The organism is Kitasatospora sp. NPDC001159 (genome assembly GCF_053598235.1).
On sequence record NZ_JBSFJV010000123.1, the window covers coordinates 1 to 18,330 of the forward strand.

Sequence of the window (18,330 nt, forward strand, 5' to 3'; positions counted from 1 at the left end):
CCCTCCGGGCGCTTCGTTCTTTCGTGTTTCCAGCTTATCAGATGTTTTCCGCTCCGTTTCCGGGCTTCGTTCATCCAACTCGCCGGTGTCTTCCAAGGCTTGACGCCCCGTCCGACGTTTCAAACACTAGCCGATCCCCGCTCCGAAAAGCGAATCCGGCCGCAACCCATATAAAACACGCACGCCGAATTCGCCCCGAGTCGCGACGCGAAAACGCGGACGCGACCCGGCCCGAGCCGGGAAGTGGTGTTTCAGGGGATTGGCTGCTCCGGGACCGTCCGCGCCGATGCGTGTCCGGTGCTCCCTGCCGAGCAGCTAGAGAACACTACGCCCAACAGGCGCCACAGGCAAACCAAGCCACGGCACCGTCCCCGAACCTGTACGGCACAAACCCGACCCGGGGCACTTCGCGGTACACCCATCAGCCGCGGGTGCGGCATGGCACGCCTGCCCGCGCCCTGTCACCATCCCCAAGGCGGGGTGGGGTGACAGGGCGAGGAGGCCGGCCGGGCAGCCGGGTGTCACCCCATGGCGGCGGCCAGCCGGTCGATAACGAGGTCTGCCAGCACCTGCGGCGTCGGGTTCTCGTAGAGCACGTCCGCGGCCCAGTCGAGTCCGGTCAGGGTGACGAGGTGGTCGCGCAGCTCGATCGCGGTGACGGAGGTGAGGCCGAGGTCGAAGAACTCGGTCTCGGTCCCTACCTCGTCGGCGGACTCGTGCCCCAGTACTGCGGCCACCAGCCCGCGTACTCCGCCCAGCACCGCCTCTTCCCACCGCTCGCGCGGCAACTCGGCCAGTGCCACCCAGAGTTCGGCCTGCCGATTGGGCCCGGGCTCGGGCTCGCCGGCCGCGCTCTCCGGACCGGAATCAACAGCCGGACCGAAATCGACGCCGGGCTCGGAAATGCCGGGCGCGGAAGCAACGGCCGGCAGGAAGAGGGGCGCGCTCGCGAGCCGCGCGGCAGGCACGGTTGTCACGCCCGACACGGCGTCCCCCCCGACGAGGCGGACCGTCGGCTCGCCCGCGGCCATCGCCCGGAAGAGCCCGGCCGCCGCCGCCCGCGGGTCCAGCCCCGGAGCGACCGCCACCGTGACCGTAGTGCGGCCGAGGGCGAGGACCCCGGCCGACGGCTCCGCCACCCGCTCCCCCACCGACACGACGGCGACCAGCGGTACCGTCCCGTCCTTCCCGGCGAGCCCCGGTTCGGCCCCGGCTCCGACGATCGCCGCCGCGAGCGCCACCGCGCCCTCCTCCTCGCCGAGCCGGACGGCTCCGGGTGGGCAGGGGGTGTCCCCGGCCACCAGGCAGCGGGCGCCGGAACGCCGTACGGCGTCGGCCACCGCCTCGGTGAGCCCGTCCGGGAGGCCGGACAGCAGGACGTCGCCCGCCGGGCGCCACCGGTCGGCCGGTTCCACCGTCTCGTAGACGCGCACGGACACGCCGTCCGCCTCGATCCGGGCCTCGGGGTGCCCCTCGGCGATCACCGCGCAGAGCCGGGCCCGGGCCCGGGCGTCGACCACCGGCGGCAGGATCACCAGGTGGTCGCCGACCAGGCCGGCACCGTCCGCGCCGAGGGCCCACCGCGGGACGCCGGGCGCCGCGACCGGTTCGGCCCCGGGCAGCGCGACGACGAGGTCCGGCCGTTCGCCGCCGGCGGTCCGCACGCGTGCGCCGTGCCGGGCCAGGGCCCCGGCGAGCGCGTCGGCCAGGTCGTCGTCGCCCCCGGGCGGGGCAAGGAGCAGCACGTCCTGGTCGAGGGCCGGGGTGGGGTCGTCCGGGACGCGCCGCCACCGGGCCGCCTGCATGACCGGGAGCCGGACGCCGGAGCGCAACCGGCCGAGAGCCGCGAGGATCTGGGCGGGCGTCTCGTCCCCCCGCAGGTCGAGCAGGTCCAGCGCCGCGGCGGCGTCGTCGTTCTCCAGGGCGGACCAGAGCGGGGCGAGCACGGTGTCCGCGGGCTCGGGCGCCGCAGGCTCGGGCACCGCGGGGCCCGGTACGGCGGGCTCCGGCACGACGAGCGCGGGCCAGTAGTGCCGGCTGCGGAACGCGTACCGCGGCAGCGACACCCGGCGCAGCGGCCTGCCCTCGTGGACGGCCGCCCAGTCCACGGGCACCCCGTGCGTGTGCAGGGCTCCCAGCGCCTCGGTGGCCGCGCGGACGTCCGTCCGGTCCCGTCGCAGCAGGGCGACCGGTCGGACGGGGAGGTCCGGCAGGCACGCCGCGGCGGCCGGGGCCAGCACCGCGTCGGGGCCGGCCTCCAGGAACGCGGTGGCCCCGTCCTGGTGCGCACGGCGGACGGCATCGGCGAAGCGGACCGATCCGCGCAGCTGGTCCACCCAGTAGTCGGGGGTGTCCATGGGCGCGTCGGTGCGGACGGTGGAGACGACGGGGATCCGGGCCGTCCCGAACCGCACTGCCTCGGCGGTCTCGCGGAACTCGGCGAGCGCCGGCTCCACGAGCGGCGAGTGGAAGGCGATGCCCACGTTCAGCCGGCGGGTGCGGTGCCCGCGGGCCGCGAGCTCGGCGGCGACCGCCGTCACGGCCTCGTCGTCCCCCGAGAGCACCACCGCCGCCGGCCCGTTGACGGCGGCGATCGCCACCCGGTCCTCCCGGCCGTCGAGCAGGGCGAGCACCTCGTCTTCGGACGCCCGGACCGACACCATCGCGCCGCCCGGCGGGAGGGCGCCGAGCACCCGGCCCCGGGCGGCCACCAGCGCGGCGGCCTGGTCGAGCGGGATCAGGCCGGACACGCAGGCGGCGGAGAGCTCGCCGACGGAGTGGCCGATCAGGAAGTCGGGCGTCACGCCCCAGGAGGACAGCAGCCGGGCCTGGGCCACCTGCAGGGCGAACAGCGCCGCCTGGGTGTACTCGGTGCGGTCGAGCGGCCCCTCCTCGCCGAAGACCGCCTCGCGCAGCGGGCAGCCCAGGTCGAAGAGCTCGCAGACCTCGTCGAAGGCCTGCGCGTACACCGGGAAGGTCCCGTACAGTTCCCGTCCCATGCCCGGGAGTTGGCTGCCCTGCCCGGTGAACAGCAGGGCGAGCCGGGGCCGGCCGGCCGTCGCGCGCCGCAGGCCCGGGTCGGTCCGGCCGGCCGCCAGGGCGGTCAGGGCCGTACGGAGGGCCGGCTCGTCCGCGCCCGTTACCGCCGCCCGGTACCGCTGGGCGGACCGGGTGGTGGCCAGGGCGCGGGCGACGGCGGGCAGGTCCGTGGTGTCCGCCTCCAGCAGGCGGGCGGCCTGGGCGGACAGCGCCGCCTCGGAGCGCGCCGACAGCAGCCACGGCACGCCCTCCAGGTCGGGCCCGGTCGGCTCGGCGGCGGCCGCCGGCGGCGCCTGTTCGACCACCACGTGGACGTTGGTCCCGCTGATCCCGAACGAGGACACGCCCATCCGACGGGGGCCCGGACGCTCGGGCCAGGGCTGGGCCGAGCTCAGCAGGGCGACGTTCCCCGCGCTCCAGTCGACGTGCGGTGACGGCGCGTCGAGGTGCAGGCTGCGCGGCAGCAGCCCGTGCCGGATGGACAGCACGGCCTTGATGACGCCCGCGATGCCGGCCGCGGCCTGCACGTGCCCCAGGTTGGACTTGAGCGAGCCCAGCCAGAGCGGCGCCGGGCGGTCCTGACCGTAGACCGCCAGCACCGCCTGGGCCTCGATCGGGTCGCCGAGCGCCGTGCCGGTGCCGTGCGCCTCGACGGCGTCCACGTCGGCGGGGCGCAGGCCGCCGGCGGCCAGGGCCGCCCGCATCACCTGTTCCTGGGCGCGGCCGTTGGGCGCGGTGAGGCCGTTGCTCGCGCCGTCGGAGTTCACCGCGCTGGCGCGCAGCACGGCCAGCACCTCGTGGCCGAGGGCGCGGGCCCGCGAGAGGCGCTCGACGAGCACCACGCCGACGCCCTCGCCGAGCGCGGTGCCGTCGGCCGCGGCGGCGAACGGCTTGCACCGGCCGTCGGCGGCCAGTCCGCGCTGGCGGCTGAACTCGACGAACACCATCGGCGTCGAGAGCACCGTGACCCCGCCGGCCAGCGCGAGGTCGCACTCCCCCGCCCGGACGGACTGGGCGGCGAGGTGCAGGGCCACCAGGGACGACGAGCAGGCGGTGTCGACGGTGACGGTCGGGCCTTCCAGGCCGTACGTGTAGGCGACCCGGCCGGACAGCACGCCGCCGCCGACGCCAGGGGCGAGGAAGCCCTCGGCCGCCGGGCCCTCCAGGAGGCGGCCGTAGTCCTGGTACATGGAGCCGACGAACACGCCGGTCCGGGTGCCGCGCAGCGTGGTGGGGTCGACCCCGGCGTCCTCGCACGCCTCCCAGACGGTCTCCAGCAGGAGGCGCTGCTGCGGGTCCATCGCGGCGGCCTCGCGCGGCGACACGCCGAAGAAGGCCGCGTCGAAGGTGGTCGCGCCGGTCATGAAGCCACCGTGCCGGACGTAGCTGCGCCCGGCGGCGGCCGGGTCCGGGTCGTACCGGTCGATCGGCCAGCCGCGGTCCTCGGGGAAGGGCCCGATGCCGTCGCGTTCGGCGCGCAGCAGCTCCCAGAGGTCCTCCGGGGTGCCGACCCCGCCGGGGAGCCGGCAGCCGATCCCGACGAGGACGACGGGGTCGTCCGCGTCGGCCTGCTGGGAGGGGGCCGCGACGGGCGCCGCCGCCTGCGCACCGGCGAGCAGGTCGTCCAGGTGGCGGGCCAGCGCGGCCGGGCTGGGATGGCTGAAGACCACGGTCGCGGGCAGCCGCAGGCCGGTGGCGGCGGAGAGGCGGTTGCGCAGTTCGACGGAGCTGACCGAGCCGAAGCCGACGTCCTTGAAGGCCCGGTCGGGGTCGACGAGGTCCGACGAGCCGTGTCCGAGGACGGCGGCGGCGTGCCCGGCCACCAGGTCGAGCAGGACCCGCTGCCGGTCGGCCGGGGTCTTGCCGGCCAGGCGGCCGCCCAGCTCGGGGTCGACGGCCGCGCCGCCGCCGGCGGCGGTGCGGCGGGCCGGCGCACCGACGAGGGCGCGCAGCGCGGCGGGTACCGCGTCGCCCATCGCGCGCAGGGCGGCCGGGTCGATCCGGATGGGTGCGAGCACCGGCTCGGCCGAGGCAAGGGCGGCGTCCAGGGCGGCGAGGCCGGCGCGGTCGGACAGCGCGAGGAAGCCGGAGCGGCCGAAGCCGTCGCGGTCGACCCCCTCGGTCATGGTGCTCTCGGCCTCCCACAGGCCCCAGGCCAGCGAGACTCCCGGCAGGCCCCGGGCGTGGCGCAGCCGGGTCAGGGCGTCGAGTCCGGCGTTGGCCGCCGCGTAGTTGGCCTGCCCGAACCCGCCGAGCAGGCCGGCCGCCGAGGAGAAGAGCACCAGCCGCGCGTCGGGCAGGAGGGTGTGCAGGTGGTGGGCCGCGTCGAGCTTGGGTGCCAGCACGCGGGTGAGGCGCTCCGGCGTCAGGTCGGTGACCAGGGCGTCGTCCAGGACACCCGCGGCGTGGACGACGGTGGTGAAGCCGGCGCCGTCGACCAGCCGGGCCAGCGCGGCGCGGTCGGCCACGTCGCAGGCCGCCGTCTCGACCGTCGCACCGGCGGTGGTCAGCGCGTCGGCGAGCTCGGCCGCGCCGGGGGTCCGTGCGCCGCGTCGGCCGACCAGCACCAGTTCGCGCACGCCGTGCGCGTCGACCAGGTGGCGGGCGACGAGCTGCCCGAGGGTGCCGAAGGCCCCGGTGATCAGGACCTTGCCGAGTTCCCCGGTCGGGTTGGCTCCCGGGTCCGCGGTCGGGTCGGCGGCCGGTGCCGTGCGTTCCAGCCGGAGCACCGTGGCGGCGCCGTCGGCCAGCGCGATCTGCGGCTCGCCGGCGGCCAGCGCGGCGGGTACCGCGGCGAGCGTCGCGTCGGAGTCGTCGGCCAGGTCGAGCAGCAGGAAGCGGTCGGGGTGTTCGACCTGGGCGGAGCGCACGAGGCCGGCCACGGCGGCCTCGGCGACGTCCTCGCGCACCCGGCGGGTGACCACGACGAGGGTCGCGGCCCCGGCCCGCTCGTCTGCCAGCCATTCCTGCACCGTCGTGAGCGCGCTCGCCACGGCGGCGGCCGGCTCACCGGTCGGCGCCGGGGTCAGGACGAATGGCGCGGCGTCTGTCGCGGGCTGACGCTTCAGCAGCGCGGCGAGATCCGGGTCGGACACCGCGAAGTCGACCGCGGCGCCGTCGGGGAGGGCGCGCCCCACCCAGTGGGGGCGCAGCAGGTCGCGGCTGCCCGACCGGCCCAGGGCGCCCTCGGGCAGCGGGCGCAGCACGAGCGTGTCCACCGAGGCGACCGGCGCGCCCGACGGGTCGGCCAGCTCGACCCGGACGGCGTCGGGCCCGGCCGCGGTGACGGCCACCCGGACGGTGTCGGCGCCGACCGCGTGGACGCGCACGCCCGACCATTCGAAGGGCAGCGAGGGCCGGTCTTGCGGCCCGGTGAGGAAGCCGCCGAGCGCCACCGGGTGGAGGCAGGCGTCGAGCAGCGCGGGGTGCAGGACGAAGCCGTCCGGCTCGATGCCGGGCAGTACGACCTCGGCGAACACGGCGCCGTCACGGCCGCGCCACAGTGCCCGCACGCCGCGGAAGGCCGGGCCGTACGGCAGTCCGGCGCCGCGCAGCCGCGCGTAGAGCTCCTCCACGTCGAGCGGTTCGGCGTCGGCCGGCGGCCACGGGACGGGCGTGGGTGCCGGTTCGTCGGCGGCGGGCAGCAGGACGGCGGTGGCATGGGTGGTCCAGTGGCCCGTCCCGCCGGTGCGGGTGTGCAGGGTCAGTGCGCGGGAGCCGTCCTCGGCGGGCGCGGCGACGTCGAGCCGCACCCGGACCTCGGCGTCCTCGGGCAGGACGACCGGGGTGAGCAGGGTCAGCTGGTCGACGACCGCGCAGCCCACCTCGTCGCCGGCCCGGGCGGCCAGTTCGGCGATGGCGGCGCCGGGCAGCACCACCAGTCCGTCGACGACGTGGTCGGCCAGCCACGGCAGGGCGGCCAGGGAGAGCCGGCCGGTCAGGACGGTCTCCTCGCCACCCAGGCAGGCGCGCAGGACGGGGTGGTCGACGAGGTCCAGGCCCAGGGCGGCCGGGTCGTCGTCGGCGCGCCAGTACGGCTCGGTGACGAAGGCGGTGGTGGGAAGTTCGACGCGGCGGGCGCCGGGCCACACCGCCGACCAGTCCGGTCGCACGCCGCGGACGTGCAACTGGGCGAGCGCGGTGAGCAGTTGCGCCTGTCCGCCCTCGTCGCGGCGCAGCGTGTGCGCGACGGTGATGTCGGCGTCGAGCGCCTCGACGGTCTCCTGCGCCCCGGTGGTGACCACCGGGTGCGGGCTGACCTCCAGCAGGGTCGTGCAGCCGCGCCGGACGAGCGCGGTAACGGCCTCGTCGAAGCGGACCGTCTCGCGCAGGTTGCGGTACCAGTAGTCGGCGTCGAAGGCGTCGTCACCGTCGATCCACCGGCCTTCGACGGAGGAGAAGAACGGCACTTCGGGGGCGCGCGGGCGCACCGGTGCGAGCGCCTCCAGGACCTGGTCGCGGACGGCCTCGACGTGGGAGCAGTGCGAGGCGTAGTCGACGTCGACCCGGCGGGCCCGCACCTCCTCGGCCTCGCAGGCGGCGAGGAGTTCGTCCAGCGCGTCGACGTCACCGGAGACGACCGCCGAGGACGTGCCGTTGACGGCGGCGACCGCCAGGCGGCCGTCCCAGCGGCGTAGCCGCTCGCGGACCTGGTCGGCGGGCAGGGCGACGGACATCATCCCGCCGCGGCCGGAGAGCGCGAGCAGGGCCCGGCTGCGCAGGGCGACCACGCGGGCGGCGTCCGCCACGGTGAGCGCGCCGGCCACGCAGGCCGCGGCGATCTCGCCCTGGCTGTGGCCGACCACGGCGGTGGGCCGGATGCCCAGCGAGCGCCAGACGTCGGCGAGGGCGACCATCACGGCGAACAGGGCGGGCTGGACGACGTCGACCCGCTCGAGGTCCCCCGCGCCGCGCAGCACGGCCTCCAGGTCGAAGTCGACGTGCGGGGCGAGCGCGGCCGCGCACTCGGCGATCCGGGCCCGGAACACCTCGTTGGTGTCCAGCAGTTCCACCGCCATGTCCCGCCACTGCGAGCCCTGGCCCGGGAAGAGGAAGGCCACCCCGCCGGACGGGCCGACGGTGCCCTCGACCACGGCCGACGAGGGGCGGCCGGCCGCGAGTTCGGCCAGGCCCGCCGTCAGCTCGGCGCGGTCGGCGCCGCGGACGACGGCGCGGTGCTCGTGCGCGGCCCGGGTGGTGGCCAGTGAGAGGGCGACGTCGCCCGGTCGCAGGGCGGGCCGCCCGGCCAGGTACCCGGTCAGGGCCTCGGCCTGGGCACGCAGCCCGGCGGCCGACCGGCCGGACAGCGCCCAGATCCACGGCCCGGGGGTGTCCTCGGCGGGTTCGTCCCGGTCGGCCGCCACGGGCGGTTCCTCCAGGATCACATGGGCGTTGGTGCCGCTGACGCCGAACGAGGAGACGGCCGCCCGCCGGGGTTCGGCACCGGCCGGCCAGGGCGTGTCCTCGGCCAGCAGCTCCACCTCGCCCGCCGACCAGTCGACGTACGGGGTGGGCTCGTCCAGGTGCAGGGTCCTGGGCAGCATGCCGTGGCGCATGGCCATGACCATCTTGATGATCCCGGCGACGCCGGCCGCGGCCTGGGTGTGCCCGAGGTTCGACTTGATCGAGCCCAGTCGCAGCGGCTCGGCGCGCTCCTTGCCGTACGCGGCGAGCACGGCCTGCGCCTCCACCGGGTCGCCCAGCGGGGTGCCGGTGCCGTGCGCCTCGACCACGTCGACCTGGGCGGGGGTGAGGCCCGCGTCGACCAGGGCCTCGCGGATGACCCGCTGCTGGGCGGGGCCGTTGGGCGCGGTGAGGCCGTTGCTGGCGCCGTCGGAGTTGACCCCGGTGCCGCGCACCACCGCGAGGACCGGTCGGCCGGCCGCGAGCGCCGCCGACAGCCGCTCGACCACGAGGACGCCGACGCCTTCGGACCACGCGGTGCCGTCGGCGGCGGCGGCGAACGGCTTGCAGCGGCCGTCGGGGGCCAGCCCCCGCTGGCGGCTGAACTCGACGAAGGCGGTCGGGGTCGCCAGCACCGTCGCGCCGCCCACCAGTGCCATGTCGCACTCGCCGCGCCGCAGAGCCCTGACGGCCAGGTGCAGGGCGACCAGCGAGGAGGAGCAGGCGGTGTCCACGGTGACGGCGGGGCCTCGCAGGCCGAGCTGGTAGGCCACCCGCCCGGAGACGACGCTGCCCGCGCCCTGGGCACCCGGGTAGTCGTGGTGCATCACGCCGGTGTAGACGCCGGTACGGCTCTCCCGCAGGGCGGTCGGGTCCAGGCCGGCCCGTTCCACGGCCTCCCAGGAGGCCTGCAGGATCATCCGCTGCTGCGGGTCGGTGTAGTGGGCCTCCTTGGGCGAGATGCCGAAGAACCCGGCGTCGAACTCGGCGGCGTCGTGCAGGAAGCCGCCCTGCAGGACGGTGGTCGTGCCGGGGTGGTCCGGGTCGGGGTGGTAGAGCGCGTCGAGGTCCCAGCCGCGGTTGGCGGGGAACCGGCTGATGCCGTCCCGGCCTTCGGCGACCAGCTCCCACAGGTCGTCGGGCGAGGCGACGCCGCCGGGGTAGCGGCAGGCCATGCCGACGATCGCGATCGGCTCGGAGGAGCGGTCCTGCAGGTCGCGCAGTCGGCGCTTGGTCGACTGGAGTTCCGCGGTGACCCGCCGCAGGTACTCGCGCAGCTTGTCGTCGGTGGTCATCGGGTACGGTCCTCCAGTCCCGGCAGCGGGCTGCCGAGCTCGGCGTCGATCAGGGCGAAGACCTCGTCGTCGGTCGCGGTCTCGAAGGGGTCGAGCGATCCCGGCTCGGCGGGCGGCGTCAGCTCGTCGAGCAGGCCGCGGACGCGTTCGGCGGCCCGGTCTCGGGCGAGGTCGTCGGTGGCGGCGGCGGTGAGCTCGGCGGCCAGCCGGTCGAAGGCCGCGAACAGGGACGGCAGGTCGCCCGCGCGGTCCGCGCCACCGAGCCGCGCGTCGAGGTGGGCCACCAGGTCGGCCGGGGTGGGGTGGTCGAACACGAGCGTGGCCTCCAGGGTCAGGCCGAGCGCGGCGCCGAGCCGGTTGCGGAACTCGACCGAGCTCAGCGAGTCGAAGCCGAGCTCCTGGAAGGAGCGGTCGGGTTCGATCGCGCCGGCGTCGGCGTAGCCGAGCACCGCGGCGGCCTGGCCGCGGACGACGGCCGACAGGCGGGTGCGCCGTTCGTCCGGTTCGAGCACGGCGAGGCCGGTCAGGGCGGGGTCGGCCGCGGCGGGCGCGGGCGGAACGAGCGCGCGCAGCAGGTGCGGGACGGCGGCGGCGCGGCCGGGGGTGAGGCGGATGGCGGCCACCTCGGGTTCGGTTCCGGCGAGGGCTGCGTCGAGCAGGCGCAGCGCGGCGTCCGCCGGCAGCAGCTCGATGCCTGCGCGGGCGAGCCGGGCGCGGTCGGCGGTCATGCCCTCGTCCGTCGCCCAGGGGCCCCAGGCCACCGAGACGGCGCGGCCGCCGCCCGCGACCCGGTGCCGGGCGAGGGCGTCGAGGAAGGCGTTGGCCGCGGCGTAGTTGCCCTGGCCGGGGCCGCCGAGGACGCCGGCGACCGAGGAGAACAGCACCAGATCGGCGTCGGGCAGCAGCTCGTGCAGGTGCGTGGCACCGTCGGCCTTCGGGCGCAGCACGGTGTCGAGGCGTTCGGTGTCGAGGGCGGTGACCACCCCGTCGTCGAGCACGCCCGCGGCGTGGATCGCCGTGGTGACCGTCCGGCCGGCCAGCAGCGCGGCGAGCGCGGCGCGGTCGGCGACGTCGCAGGCGGCGGTCTCGATGCGGGCGTCGAGGCCGGCCATGCCCTCCGGGGCCCGGCCGCTGCGGCTGACCAGCAGGAGGTCCCGGACCCCGTGCCGCTCGACCAGGTGGCGGACGACCGGGCCGGCCAGGGCGCCGCCAGCGCCGGTGACCAGGACGGTGCCGTGGCTGCGCGGCCCGGGTTCGGCCGTCCCGGCGGGCATCCGGACGAGGCGGGCCGCTCGGACGGCGCCGTCCCGCAGGGACAGCTGCGGCTCGTCGGAGCCCAGGGCGGCCGGCAGGCCGGCGAGGTCGTCGGCCTCGACCAGCGTGAACCGGCCGGGGTGCTCGGACTGCGCGGAGCGCACCAGGCCCCAGGCGGCGGCGGTGGCCGGATCGGGCGCCGTGGTGAGCAGGACGAGCCGGGCGGTGGCGTACCGCTCCGCCGCCAGCCACTCCTGGATCCGGTCGAGCACCTGCCGGGTGAGCGCACGGGCGGCGGCGCCGCTCGGCCCGTCCGAGGCGACGGGCAGCACGACCACCGGCGGCACGTCCGCCAGCGAGGACAGCTCCGCGGCCCGGACGACCTCGGCGCCGGACGCCGCCAGGGCGGCCGCGGCGCCGGCCGGGTCGGGGCCGACCACCGCGTAGCGGGCGGTCCGCTCCGGCCGGGTCGGGTCCACCGGGACCCACTCGACCCGGTACAGCGGGTCGAGTGGGGCTCCGGCCGGGCGCAGGACGACCGACTCGACGGTCGCCACCGGCCGGCCGGCCGGGTCGGTGAGCCGTACCTCGACGGTGTCGGGGCTCAGGTGGGCGACCCTGGCCCGGGCCGTCGTCGCGCCGGGGCCGTGCACCCGGACGCCCGACCAGGCGAACGGCAGGCGCGGGCGGTCGCCGTCGAGGACGCCGGCCAGCGCCACCGCGTGCAGGGCGGAGTCGAGCAGAACCGGGTGTAGGGCGTAGGGCCCGGCGTCCCCGCCGGGCACGACCACGTCGGCGTACACGGCCTCGCCGGTGCGCCAGGCCCGGCGCAGCCCCTGGAAGGCGGGTCCGTACCCGGTCAGGCCCTGGTACAGCCCGGTGACGTCGAGTTCCTCGGCGTCGCCGGGCAGCGGCGGCGTGCTCGGGGCGTCGGCGGGGGCGGGGTCGAGGGCACCGGTCGCGTGCCGGGTCCAGACGCCGCCCGCCGGGCGGGCGTGCAGCTCGAACTCGCGCCGGCCGTCCGCGCCGGTGGGCCGGGCGGTGACGCGCAGGTCGGCGTCGTCGAACAGCAGCGGGGCCTGGATCACCAGCTCGGCGATCCGGGGGCAGCCGAGCCGTGCCCCGGCCTGCAGGACGAGCTCGACCAGGAAGGCACCGGGGACGAGGGCGGTGCCGTCCACGGTGTGGTCGGCCAGCCAGGGCTGGTCCGCCCGGGACGTCCGCGCGGTGAGCACGTCGCCGTCGGCCAGTTCGACCAGCTCGACCGCCTCGGCCCGCGGGCGGACGCCCGCGCGGCCGGTCTCGACCCAGTGGCGCTCGCGGGCGAACGGGTAGCCGGGCAGCGACAGCCGGCGCGGGCGCGCGGGTGGGGCGAGGGCGATCTCGGCGCCCTCGACCCAGGCACGGGCGAGGGTCTGCAGGTCGCCGGCCGCGACGGGCGCCGCGGCGCGCCGACGGCGGCCGCGGTGGCCGGTCCCGGCGCGCAGGGCCTCGGTGAGCTCGGCGGTGGTGGTGGCGACGACGGCGAGCCGCTCGTCCAGGTGGTCGCGGCCGGCCCAGAGGGTGTAGGCGAGCGCCTCCAGGTCCACCGCGGGGGCCTGCGTCGCGAGCAGGGCTGCCAGCTCGGCGGGGGTGGTCCCCTCGTCGATGAGCGGCCGGACGCCGAAGGCCGCCTCGACGCGGTGCGCGAGTTCGGCCAGCCGCGGGTAGTCGAGGCCGAGTTCGGCCAGCGGCTCGCGCGGGTCGGCCGGGAAGCCGACCACCTCGGTCAGGATCGCCTCCAGAGCCGACGCGGCGTCTCCGTCGGCGGCCCGCTCCAGGTGGGCGAGCAACTCCTCGACCACGGCGTCCAGCCGGGTGGCGTCCTTGGCGGAGAGCACGAACAGCCGGGGTTCGGCCGGTGCCGGTGCCACCGCCTCGGCGGGGTGCTCGGCCAGCACCACGTGGGCGTTGGCGCCGCCCGCGCCGAAGGAGCTGATCGCCGCCGTGCGCGGCCCGCCCTCGCGCGGCGCCCACGGCTCGGTGGCGCGCTGCATCCGGAAGCGCGAACCGTCCCAGTCCACGGCGGGGTTGAGCGGATCGGCGTGCAGGGAGGGCACGAGCTGCCGGTGCCGGAGCTGGAGCACGACCTTGCTGACGGCGGCGATGCCGGCGGCCGACTCCAGGTGACCGATGTTCGACTTGACCGAACCGATCGGCCAGGGGCCGCGACCGGCGCCGGCCTGGTCGAACGCCCGCTCCAGGGCGTCGAGTTCGATCGGGTCGCCGAGGCTGGTGCCGGTGCCGTGCGCCTCCAGGTAGCCGAGCTCGGCCGGGTCCACGCCGGAGTCCGCCAGCGACCGGGCGATCAGCGCGGCCTGGGAGGCCGGGTTGGGCACCGAGAAGCCGCCGGTGCGGCCGCCGTGGTTGAGGGTCGTGCCGCGGATGACGGCGTGCACGTGGTCGCCGTCGCGCAGCGCGTCGCGCAGCGGGCGCAGCAGCACCACGCCGACCCCCTCGCCGGGCACGTAGCCGTCCCCGCCCTCGCCGAAGGCCCGGCAGCGGCCGTCGGTGGACAGGAACGACGACTGGCTCAGCAGCAGGTACTTGTTGGGGTGGACATGCAGGTTGACGCCGCCGGCCAGCGCCGCCTCGCACTCGCCGCGCCGGATCGCCTCGACGGCGAGGTGGATCGCCGTCAGGGACGACGAGCACATGGTGTCGAGGGCGATGCTCGGCCCGCGCAGGTCGAGGAAGTACGAGACGCGGTTGGCGATCGAGGCGGCGAACGAGGACGGCACCAGGCCGGGTTCGTCCCGGACCCCGTACAGCTGGTACTGGTTGTACATCACCCCGGCGAACACCCCGACGTCCCGGCCCCGCCAGGCCGAGGGCGCGTGGCCGGCCTCCTCGAACGCATGCCACGCCTCCTGGAGGAACAACCGTTCCTGCGGGTCCAGCACGGCGGCCTCGTTCGGCGAGATGTGGAAGAACGCGGCGTCGAACTCGTTGATGCCGTCGACGAAGCCGCCCCAGCGGCCGTACGAGCGGCCGGGCAGGCCCTTGGTGTCCGTGTGGATCGCCCGGTGGTCCCAGCGGTCGGCGGGCACCTCGGTGATGCAGTCGCGGCCGGTGCGCAGGTTCGCCCAGAACTCGTCGAGGTCGCGGGCCATCGGGTAGCGCCCGCTGATCCCCACGACGGCGATCGCGTCGTCGTCGTGGACGTCCGGGACGGCGGTCCGCTCCACGGCGGCCGCGGGGTCCTGGGCGCGGACGTCCTCGGGGGCCGGAACGGGGACCGGCGCGGGAACGGGCTCGGCGACCGGTTCCTCCACGGGCCCGAACTCGCCGGTGATCCGGTCCGCCGACCCGACGAGGGCGACCACGTGCGGGCGGCCGCTGCCGACCGCCCCCAGCAGGATGTCCACGGCGGTCGGGGTGGCCATCGGCCGCAGGCCCATCCGCCGCAGCCCGGCGGTGTCGAGCGGCATCCCGCCCTCGGCCCAGGCCGGCCAGCCGACCGAGACCACGCCCGGCTTCCCCTCCGCGAAGCCGTCCAGGAAGGCGTTGGCGCAGGCGTAGTCCGCCTGGCCGGGGTTGCCCCACGCCCCCGCCGTGGAGGAGCAGAGCACCAGGAAGTCCAGCCCGAGGTGCCGGGTCGCCTCGTGCAGGTGGCGGGCGCCGGCGAGCTTGGGCGCGAGCACCGCACGGACGTCCTCGGCGGCCTTGCCCGCGATCAGTCCGTCGCGCAGCGCGCCGGCGGCGTGGACCACGCCGTGCAGCGCACCGAACCTGGACAGCGCCAGGTCGACGACGCGGCGCACGTCCTCGGCCCGGGTGACGTCCGCCGCCGCGACGGCGACCTCCGCCCCGAGGGCGGTCAGCTCGGCGCTCACCGACGGGTCCGCGGCGGTGCGCCCGCAGAGCACCAGGCGGGCCCGGACGGTCCGGGCCAGGTGGCGGGCCAGGGCCAGGCCCGCGCCGCCGAGACCGCCGGTGATCAGGTAGACGCCCCGGTCGCGCAGCTGCGCGGGGCGCTCCGGGGCCGGAACCGGCCGGACGTCCCGGACCTCGCGCCGCCCTTCCGTGTAGCGCACGTCCGGGTCCGGGACGCCCGCGGCGAGTTCCGCCAGGGCGTCGGCCGCGTACGGGGAGCGCACCACGCCGGCCCGGACGTCCGGCTGCTCCCGGCGCAGGGTCCGGAACAGGGCCGCGACGGCCGCGACGGGCGCGTCAGCGGCGAGGTGGAGGGCGAGGCGGACCGGGCCGCGGCGCGCGCGCAGCAGGGCCGCGGCGAACCCGGTCAACGCGACCGCCTCGGCCGCGAGGTCCTGCGGATCGGCGGGGATCCAGAGCACGTCCGCGGCGTCGGTGCCCGCGAGCAGGGCCGGCCAGTCGTGCGCGGTGGCCGCGTCGACGGTCAGCACGGCGGCCGGCGGCGCGGCCGCGGGCAGCGGCGCCGCCCGCCAGTGCGGAGCGAACCAGACGACCTCGGCGGGCACCTCCTCGGCCGGAGCGGCCGCGGCGGCCGGGGCCGGGGCCGGTGCGGTGCCCGCCACCGGCTGGAACTCCCGCAGGTGCTCGGCCAGGGCCGCGAAGGTGTTGTGTTCGAACAGCAGCGTCGGCGAGAAGTCCCGGCCGAACGCGCCCTCCAGGTCCGCGGCGATGCCCAGCAGGGCCGAGGAGTCCAGGCCCAGCTCGTAGAAGCCCGCCTCCTCGTCGAACTCCGTCCGGTCGAGGCGTTCGGTGAGCAGCCGGCGCACGACGGCCTCGCCCGACTCCCGGGCCGGCGCGGCGCCCTCCAGCCGGGTGATGGCGGCCTCGTCCCGGACCCGCTTGGACGTCAGGCCCCTGAACCAGAGCCGCAGTTGCCCGCGCTCGTCGTGGAAGCGCAGGTCACAGGTGGTCAGGTCGCCGTCCGCACCAGCCGGGCGGGGCGGGGCCGCGACCACCAGGGAGCGTGTCCCGAGCGGACCGCGGGCGCGGAACGACTCGATCAGCATCGGGATGTACGGCCGCGCCGCACCGTCCACGTCCGCGGTGGCGAACACCGTCGGCAGCAGCGTCGAGGAGTCCAGCCCGGCCGGGTGCAGGTGGAAGTACTCGACGTAGTCCGCGGCCTGCGGGCTCAGCGTGAGGTCCGCCAGCAGTTCCCCGGCCCCGACGTGCAGCGTGCCGCGGGCCCGCATGAAGTCCCCGTGCTCGATGCCGGTGCGCCGCACGGTCTCGTACAGCTCCGCCATGTCGACGGTGCGCGCGGCCCGCGTGCGCAGACCGGCCAGGTTTACCGACTCCGCGGGGAACGGCAGGTCGAGCAGGAGTCGGCAGTCGAAGAGCGGCTCGACCTCCCCCGACGGCCGCCGGGTGCCGGTCGCCGACACCCGGTAGCCGTCACCGTCGGCGGTGAACCGGATCGTCACCTCGGTGTCGAAGTCCGGTCCGGCCGCCGCCGGATTGCGGAACAGCAACCGGCGCAGTTCGACCCGCTCGGTGTCGACCCCGTGGGCCAGCAGGATGCGGTAGATCATGTCGAGGAACGACACGCCGGGCAGGATGCGTGTGCCGTGCACCCGGTGGTCGCGCAGCACCGGGTCGGTCCCGCGCACCACCACGGTGCAGGTCAGGCCATCCAACGCGTTCATTGCTTTCCTCCCGGCACGGACTGGAACTGGAGCTCGAAGAACGGCGCCGGCCGCGTGGGCTCGGACCCGGGGACCGACGGCTGCGCCGCCCGGTCGAACCAGAACCACCGCCGCTGGTAGCGGGGCGGGTCCAGCGGGGTCTGCGACGGGACGTGACCGGCTGGCGCCTGGCGCACCACCAGGTGCGCGTTGGTGCCGCCGAACCCGAACGAGCTGACGGCGGCCCGCCTGACGCCCTCGCGGCCCTCGAACGGCCGCAGCTCCCGGACCGGGAACAGCGGCGACTCGTCGAACCGGAAGCGCCGGTTGAGCGTCGCGCAGTGCAGCGTGGGCGGCAGCTGCGCGTGGTGGACGGAGAGCACGACCTTGATCAGTCCGGCGATGCCGGCCGCGCTCAGGGTGTGGCCGATGTTGGTCTTCACGCTGCCGACGCCGCAGAAGCCGATCTCGTCGGTGGCGCCGCGGAAGGCCTCGGTGAGCGCCTTCAGCTCCATCGGGTCACCGATCATCGTGCCGGTGCCGTGCGCCTCCACGTAGCCGATCTGCGTCGGACGGACGCCCGCATCCGCCAGCGCCGCCTCGATCACCTCCCGCTGCGCGCGGGGGTTCGGCGTGGTGATGCCCATGGTGCGGCCGTCGTTGTTGACGGCCCCGCCCTCGATCACGGCGTAGATCCGGTCTCCGTCCCGCACCGCGTCGGCGAGACGCTTGAGCAGCAGCATGCCCGCGCCCTCGCCGAGGACGATGCCGTCGGCCCGCTCGTCGAAGGTGTGGCAGCGGCCGGTCGGCGACAGTGCGCCGGCCTCGCTCATGCCGACGAACGGCACCTCGTCGAGGAGGATCTCCGCACCGCCGGCGAACGCCAGGTCCGATTCCCCGGTCCGCAGGCTCTGCGCGGCCAGGTGCACCGCGACCAGCGCCGAGGAGCAGGCCGAGTCGACCACCACGGACGGCCCCCGCAGGTCGAGGAAGTGGGACAGCTGGGCGGCGATGAAGTTCTGCGCCATCCCGCTGATCGCCTGCGGTCCTCCCGAGCCGTGGTGTGCCCCGAAGTTGGCCGCCCGGGCGCCCGCGAAAACGCCCACCCGCCGGCCTCCGACATCGGCGGCGGTGAGCCCGGCGTCCGCCAGGCACTCCGCTCCGGTTTCGAGGACCTGACGGACCAACGGGTCGACGTGCGCGGCGCCCGCCGGATCCAGCCGGAAGTACGCGGGGTCGAACTGCTCGATGCCCTCCAGGAAACCGCCCCACTTGCTGACGGTGGTGCCGGGCTCCTGGACGGGTCGCCAGAACCGCTCCTGGTCCCACCGGGACGCCGGCACCTCGGTCACCGAGTCCGTTCCGGACGCCAGGTTCCGCCAGAACGAGGCGTGGTCGGGCGCGCCGGGGAAGTGGGCGGCGATCCCGATGACGGCGATGCCATCCCGCGACGCCGCCGTCCGGGCGGACCCGGGCACCTCGGCGGAGGCCGTCACCTCGGCACGCGCGGGCGCCTCGGCGGACGTCGGCCCGGGTGCGGGCGCCTCGGCGGAGGGGAGAGCCGGGACCTGGTCCCGCAGCGCCGCCGCGAGCAGTGCCACGGTCGGGTTCTCCAGCACCGCCGACGGCTCGGCGACCACGCCGATGTTCTGCTCGACCAAGGCCTTCATCGACCTCAAGCCCCTGCTGCAGAAGAGCGGCATCGACGCGGCCAAGACCTTCCCGGCCACGATGCTCAA

Annotated in this window: 3 protein-coding genes; all 3 read right to left on the bottom strand. The window is 76.5% G+C overall.

The features are described 5' to 3' along the window. Positions 1-521: 521 nt before the first annotated feature. From ACWC9T_RS36320 to ACWC9T_RS36330, 3 genes are read right to left on the bottom strand one after another with little or no spacing between them, the layout of a single operon-like run. Entirely contained in the window at positions 522-9,737 is a 9,216-nt protein-coding gene (locus tag ACWC9T_RS36320; protein ID WP_449825312.1) for an SDR family NAD(P)-dependent oxidoreductase, read from the bottom strand. After that, positions 9,734-16,612: an SDR family NAD(P)-dependent oxidoreductase gene (locus tag ACWC9T_RS36325; protein WP_449825313.1), complete on the bottom strand. Its 6,879-nt coding sequence runs from the start codon at positions 16,610-16,612 to the stop codon at positions 9,734-9,736. Before ACWC9T_RS36325 ends, ACWC9T_RS36320 begins: the two co-directional genes overlap by 4 nt. Continuing rightward, complete coding sequence (locus ACWC9T_RS36330; RefSeq protein ID WP_449825314.1) at positions 16,609-18,252, bottom strand: beta-ketoacyl synthase N-terminal-like domain-containing protein; 1,644 nt, start codon at positions 18,250-18,252, stop codon at positions 16,609-16,611. The genes ACWC9T_RS36325 and ACWC9T_RS36330 overlap by 4 nt, the downstream gene beginning before the upstream one ends. Positions 18,253-18,330: the final 78 nt, after the last annotated feature.

Coding starts and splice junctions, on each gene's coding strand:
- ACWC9T_RS36320 (WP_449825312.1), bottom strand. CDS start 9,737: ATGACCACCGACGACAAGCTGCGCGAGTACCTGCGGCGGGTCACCGCG.
- ACWC9T_RS36325 (WP_449825313.1), bottom strand. CDS start 16,612: ATGAACGCGTTGGATGGCCTGACCTGCACCGTGGTGGTGCGCGGGACC.